The sequence below is a fragment of the Stenotrophomonas sp. genome (assembly GCF_031995405.1).
Taxonomy (GTDB): Bacteria; Pseudomonadota; Gammaproteobacteria; order Xanthomonadales; family Xanthomonadaceae; genus Stenotrophomonas.
On record NZ_DAMAGC010000180.1, the window covers coordinates 1 to 5850 of the forward strand.

General features: G+C 67.6%; 3 protein-coding genes and 1 pseudogene. 2 read left to right on the top strand and 2 right to left on the bottom strand.

Annotated features, from left to right (window positions below; genetic code table 11):
* Positions 1 to 412: 412 nt before the first annotated feature.
* Both RTO53_RS19195 and RTO53_RS19200 read right to left on the bottom strand, forming a co-directional pair.
* Positions 413 to 2155: pseudogene (locus RTO53_RS19195) on the bottom strand (M28 family metallopeptidase); the annotation flags it as partial.
* A gap of 53 nt (positions 2156 to 2208) precedes the next feature.
* Positions 2209 to 2871: a hypothetical protein gene (locus tag RTO53_RS19200; RefSeq protein WP_312239274.1), complete on the bottom strand. Its 663-nt coding sequence runs from the start codon at positions 2869 to 2871 to the stop codon at positions 2209 to 2211.
* 204 nt (positions 2872 to 3075) lie between these two features.
* On the opposite strand from RTO53_RS19200, the gene RTO53_RS19205 reads away from it, so the two are divergent.
* Positions 3076 to 4293: a peptidoglycan DD-metalloendopeptidase family protein gene (locus RTO53_RS19205; RefSeq protein ID WP_312239276.1), complete on the top strand. Its 1218-nt coding sequence runs from the start codon at positions 3076 to 3078 to the stop codon at positions 4291 to 4293.
* Between the two features lie 124 nt (positions 4294 to 4417).
* Positions 4418 to 5842, top strand: a complete 1425-nt coding sequence (locus RTO53_RS19210; protein WP_312239275.1) for a S41 family peptidase — start codon at positions 4418 to 4420, stop codon at positions 5840 to 5842.
* Positions 5843 to 5850: the final 8 nt, after the last annotated feature.

The window sequence follows — 5850 nt, forward strand, 5'->3', positions numbered from 1 at the left end:
CGGAGAATGCACTCACCTGCGATGCCGAGCATGGCTCGGCTCTACCTGATCGCGGAGAATGCACTCACCTGCGATGCCGAGCATGGCTCGGCTCTACCTGATCGCGGGGAATACATTCACCTGCGGTGCCGAGCATGGCTCGGCCCTACATGACCGCGGGGAATGCACTCACCTGGCCCGGCACGGACGCTTCCCGAGCGATCCCCGAGCTTGCCTGCGACCGCATCGAAGCATGGACCGTTGATGCGTAGGCCCAGTAGACAGGCCCCTGCCGATCCTTTACATGCCATGCGACGCCATTGTCGGGCGCGGGCACTACAGCGGCGGTCGATCGGGATGCGACCCTACCGCAGCTCCAGAAACAAAAACGGCGCCCCATGGGCGCCGTTTCGTGTTCAACCTGACAACCGCAAGCCGACCAGGGGGCCGGTGCTGCCGGTGCCACCGCAGCGCCCTTGCCCTTCATCATCGCATCGCGAGCCGCCTTGAACGGGTTGCCCTCATACCAGTTGGGCCAACGATCGCCGCCGGCCAGCTCCTTGCCCACGCCGTACAGCAACTGCAGGTCTTCCACCGTGCCATCCAGCTTCCAGGTGGCCGGATCGAACTCATCCTTCGGCCCGTGGTAGCGGTCGCGACCGTACGCCTCGGCCGCCTTGCGGCCGGCCTCGATGCCGCCGTCGCGCAGGTCTTCGCCGCCATCGGCATACAACGCCGGCACGCCGGCCTTGGCGAAGTTGAAATGGTCCGAACGGAAGTAGAAGCCGCTCTGCACCGAGGTCTCGCCATGCAGCGTGCGGCCCTGGTTGGCGGCCAGCGGCTTGAGGATGTCTTCCAGTTCCGAGCTGCCGAAACCGGTCACGGTCAGGTCCTTGGCACGGCCGGCCACCGACATCGCATCGATGTTGATCACCCCGGCAATCTTGTCCAGCGGGAAGGTCGGGTGACTGACGTAGTACTTGGAACCGAGCAGGCCCGATTCTTCCAGCGTCACCGCCAGGAACACCACCGAACGCTCCGGCGGCGGCTGCTGGTGCACCATCGCATCGGCCACTTCCAGGATCCCGGCCACGCCGGTGGCGTTATCCACCGCACCGTTGTAGATGTTGTCGCCCTGCTCACCCTCGTGCTTGCCCAGGTGGTCCCAGTGCGCCATGTACAGCACGGCCTCGTCGGCGCGCTTGCTGCCCGGCAGAACGCCGACCACGTTGCGCGAAGTCTTCTCGGCGATCGTGCTCTTCAGGTCGAAGGACACCTTGGCCTTCAGCGAGACCGGCTTGAAGCCGCGCTTGCTGGCGTCCTTGTAGGCCTTGTCCAGGTCCAGCCCGGCATCGGCGAACAGCTGGCGCGCCGCCTCGGCGCTCAGCCAGCCCTGCGCCGGAATGCGCGCCTCCGGATCGTCCTTGGCCGGCAGGTCGTACTGCGGGCCGGCCCACGAATTCTTGACCACGTCCCAGCCATACGACGCACCGGCAGTGTCGTGCACGATCAGCGCCGCAGCGGCGCCCTTGCGGGCCGCTTCCTCGAACTTGTAGGTCCAGCGCCCGTAATAGGTCATGCGCTTGCCGTCGAACAACTTGGCATCATTGACGTGGAAGCCGGGATCGTTGACGAACATCACGACCGTCTTGCCTTTCCAGTCCTGGCCGGCGTAGTCGTTCCACTTCTGCTCCGGCGCATCCACGCCGTAGCCGACGAACACCAGCTCGCTGCCGTCGACCTTCACCTCCGGCTGGCCACTGCGGGTGCCGATCACCATGTCGGTGCCGAACTTCAGGTCGCGGGTCTTGCCGGCCTGGTCGAGCTTGAGCACGGTGGATTCGTCGGCCGTGGTTTCGGTCATCGCCACGTCCTGGAACCAGCTGTCGCCGTTGCCCGGCTGCAGGCCGATGCGCTGCATCTGGTCGCGGATGTAGTTGACGGTCAACTCCTCACCCTTGCTGCCCGGTGCGCGACCTTCGAAGTCGTCCGAGGCCAGCGTCTTGACCAGCTCGCTGAAGTCGGCGGCGGTGATGTCCGGAGAGAACGCATGGCCGACGGCGGCAGGTGCCTGCGTGGCGGTGGGGGGGGCGGTGTCGCTGGGTGCGGTGGCTTCGCCCTTGCACGCGGTCAGCGCGGCGGTGGCGGCAAGGCACAACAGAAGTTTGCGGGGCATCATCGATTCCTGGATCCAGTGGGCCGGTGCATTCAACGCACCGGGAGAGGGTATCAATCCTGCGGCGCGGCGTCGGTGTCGAACGGGATGGCCTGCGCACCGCTGACCGCGCCGATGTGCGCGCTGCGATGCACATACAGGGTGACCTCGCGCTCGAACTGCAGGCTGCCGTCGACGCTGGCCTTCGGCCCGATGATCACGCGCGGCTTGCGCCCGCTGGTGAGGGACAGGTTGAAGCTGGGCTTCTTGACCCGGATGCCGCCCTCCACCTGCGAACCGACGCCGACGGTGATATCGCCGTTGACGGTTTCGATGTTGCCGCGCAGGCGCGTCTCGACCAGCCCGATGCCGCCATTGACGGTTTCCATGTTGCCGTCGATCTGGCTGCCACGATCGATGAAGATGCTGCCGTTGACGGTTTCGACGTTGCCCGCGGCGACCACGTCGCGACCGATCCGAACGTTGCCGTTCACCGTGGAGACGCCCGTGGTCTGGGCGCGGTCATTGACCTGGATGCTGCCGTTGACGGTCTGGATCTCGCGGGTGACCACGCCTTCTTCGACGGTGATGCCGCCGTTGACCGTTTCCAGATCGCCGTAGGACTGGCCACTGCTGGCGCGGATGCTGCCGTTGACCTTGCTGATGTCATCGCTGGCGAAGGCGGGCGCGCAGGGCAGCGCCAGGGCCAACAGCAGCGAGAGCGGAATATGTTTCATGATGACCTCGTGTCCGGGTGCGGCTGGCAGGCCGCCTATGGGGATGTCACCATGCATCGCTACAATCCGCATCTGCCTGAAGTCACTGGAAAGCCCTTGCGCCACAACGCTTCTTCCTCACGCTGGAATAACAATCCGTCGCCTGCACACCGGGGCGCCACCGCCTTGCGTGGGCTCGCGCGTGGCCTGTTGCTGGCGCTGGCGATGCTGGCGCTGGGCCCGGTGGCGGCACAGACCTCCAAGGAAGCCGAGCGCAAGCTGCAGAAGCTGCGCAGCGAACTGAAAGGCGTGGCGCAGGAACGGCGTGCGTTGGAGGGGCAGCGCGGCCAGGCGTCCCGCCAGCTGCGCGAGGCCGATGAGAAGGTCGCCCGAACCGGCCGCGTGCTGGCCCAGACCGAGACCGCGTTGCAGCGTGAAACCCGCGCCATGGAGGAACTGCAGCGCAAGCGCAGCGACCTGCAGGCGGGGATGGACAAGCAGCGCGAGGAACTGGCCTCGCTGCTGCGCTCGGCCTACCGGATCGGCAACAACGCCCCGTTGAAACTGCTGCTGTCGCAGGACCGCGTGGCCGACGCCAACCGCAGCCTGGCCTACCACCGCTATCTGCAGCGCGAGCGCGCCCGCCGCATCCAGCGCATCACCCACGACCTGGCCGAACTGCAGGCCGTCGAGGCGCAGATCGTCGAGCGCCGCCAGGCACTGGAGGGCACCCGCCAGCAGCAGAAGCAGCAGGTGGTGACCCTGGCCGATGACCGGCGCACGCGCGCGGCCACGGTGGCCAGCCTGGACGAACGCTACAAGGACCGCAGCGAGCGCGAGAAGGCCTTGGGCCAGGACGCCAAGGCGCTGGAATCGCTGCTGGCCAACCTGCGCGCCGCCGCCGCGCGTGCCGAAGCCGAGCGCCGCGCCGCCGCCCGCCGCGCGGCGGCGGAGAAGGCCGCCGCCGACAAGGCCGAGAAAGCGGCCGCCGCCAACGGCACCCGTCCGCCGCCGCGCCCGGGCAAGACCCCGCCGGCCGTGGCCTCCGCCCCGCCGCCCAAGGTGGGCGGGCTGGGCTGGCCGCTGTCGGGCAACCTGCTGGCGCGCTACGGCGGCAAGTTGCCCGATGGCCGCACCAGCAGCGGCGTGCTGATCGGCGCCGCCGCCGGCAGCACGATCACGGCCGTGGCCGATGGCACGGTGGTGTTCTCCGACTGGATGACCGGCTACGGCATGATCCTGATCGTCGACCACGGCAACGGCTACATGAGCCTGTACGCCCACAACGACACCCTGCTGCGCGATGCCGGCGCCACGGTGAAGAAGGGCGACCCGGTAGCCAAGGTCGGCAACTCCGGTGGACAGGGGGTGACGGCGCTGTATTTCGAACTGCGTCGCAACGGTCAGCCGGTCGATCCGGGCAGCTGGCTGCAGCGTCGCTGACAGCCAGCCCAACAGCGCGCGACGCGTGCGCACCGGGTTCAACGGGAATTTATCGTCGCTTCGCGCATAATCGGGCGACGCACCCAGTGCGTGTTTTCCGTCCCCCGCCGATCTGGAGTGCTTCATGCGCGTAGCCCGTTCCGCCACCTTGCTGCTGGCCCTGTTGCCCGCCGTGTCCTGGGCGCAGCAGACCAGCGAGGCCGCCAGCAGCGCCAGCGATGCCGCCAGCAGCGAAGAGGCGGTGACATCGAAAGTGCCGCTGGAGGAAATCCGGCGTTACGTGGCGGTCTACAACGCAGTGCGCGCCGCCTACGTGGACCCGGTGGATGACAAGAAGCTGATGCAATCGGCCATCCGTGGCCTGTTGCTCGACCTGGATCCGCACAGCACCTATTTCGACAAGGAAGACGCCGAGGCCTTCGACGAACAGGCCACCGGTGCCTACGACGGCATCGGCGTGGAGCTGCAGCAGCAGCCGGACAACAGCAGCCTCAAAGTAATCTCGCCGATCGACGACACCCCGGCCACCCGCGCCGGGATCCGCGCCGGCGACCTGATCATCGCCATCGACGGCAAGCCGATCAGTGCCATCCAGGCCACCGAGCCGCTGCGCGGCAAGGCGGGCAGCAAGGTGGTGCTGACGCTGGTGCGCGAAGGCAGGGCCAAGCCGTTCGACGTTACCGTCACCCGCCAGACCATCCGCGTGACCAGCGTGCGCAGCCGCATGCTGGAGCCGGGCTATGGGTACATCCGCCTGAGCACCTTCCAGGCCGACACCGGCGCCGATTTCCAGAAGCAGGTCGGCCAGCTGCAGCAGCAGGCCGGCGGCAAGCTCAAGGGCCTCGTACTGGACCTGCGCAGCAACCCGGGCGGCCTGCTCACCGCGGCGGTGCAGGTGGCCGATGATCTGCTCGACAAGGGCAATATCGTCAGCACCCGTGGCCGTATCTCGATCAGCGATGCGCGCTTCGATGCCACCCCGGGCGATCTGCTCAAGGGCGCACCGGTGGTGGTGCTGGCCGACGCCGGTTCGGCCAGCGCGTCCGAAGTGCTGGCCGGCGCGCTGCGCGACAACGGCCGTGCGCGCGTGGTCGGCAGCCGCACCTTCGGCAAGGGGTCGGTGCAGACCGTGCTGCCGCTGGACAATGGCGACTCGGTCAAGCTCACCACCGCGCGGTACTTCACTCCGAGCGGCAAATCCATCCAGGCCACCGGTATCGTGCCCGACGTGCTGCTGCAGCCGGAACGGCAGCCGGGCGATGATGCGCTGCCGGCCAGCCTGACCGACTACAGCGAAGCCACCCTGCCGGGCCACCTGCGCGGCGACGAGGAAGGCGGCGACGGCTACAAGGCCGGCGACGTATTGCCAGGCGACGGCCCGATCAACGACGCGCTGGCGGAGTTGAAGCAGCCGGGTTCGGTGCTGGCCAAGCAGAGGGCAGAGGCCGCCAAGGTAGCCGCGCAGAAGAAGCCGGACGATAAAAAGCCGGAAGCAAAGCCGGAAGCGAAGCCGGAAGCGAAGCCGTTGGATCCGCCGATCAAACCCTGATCGGTAGT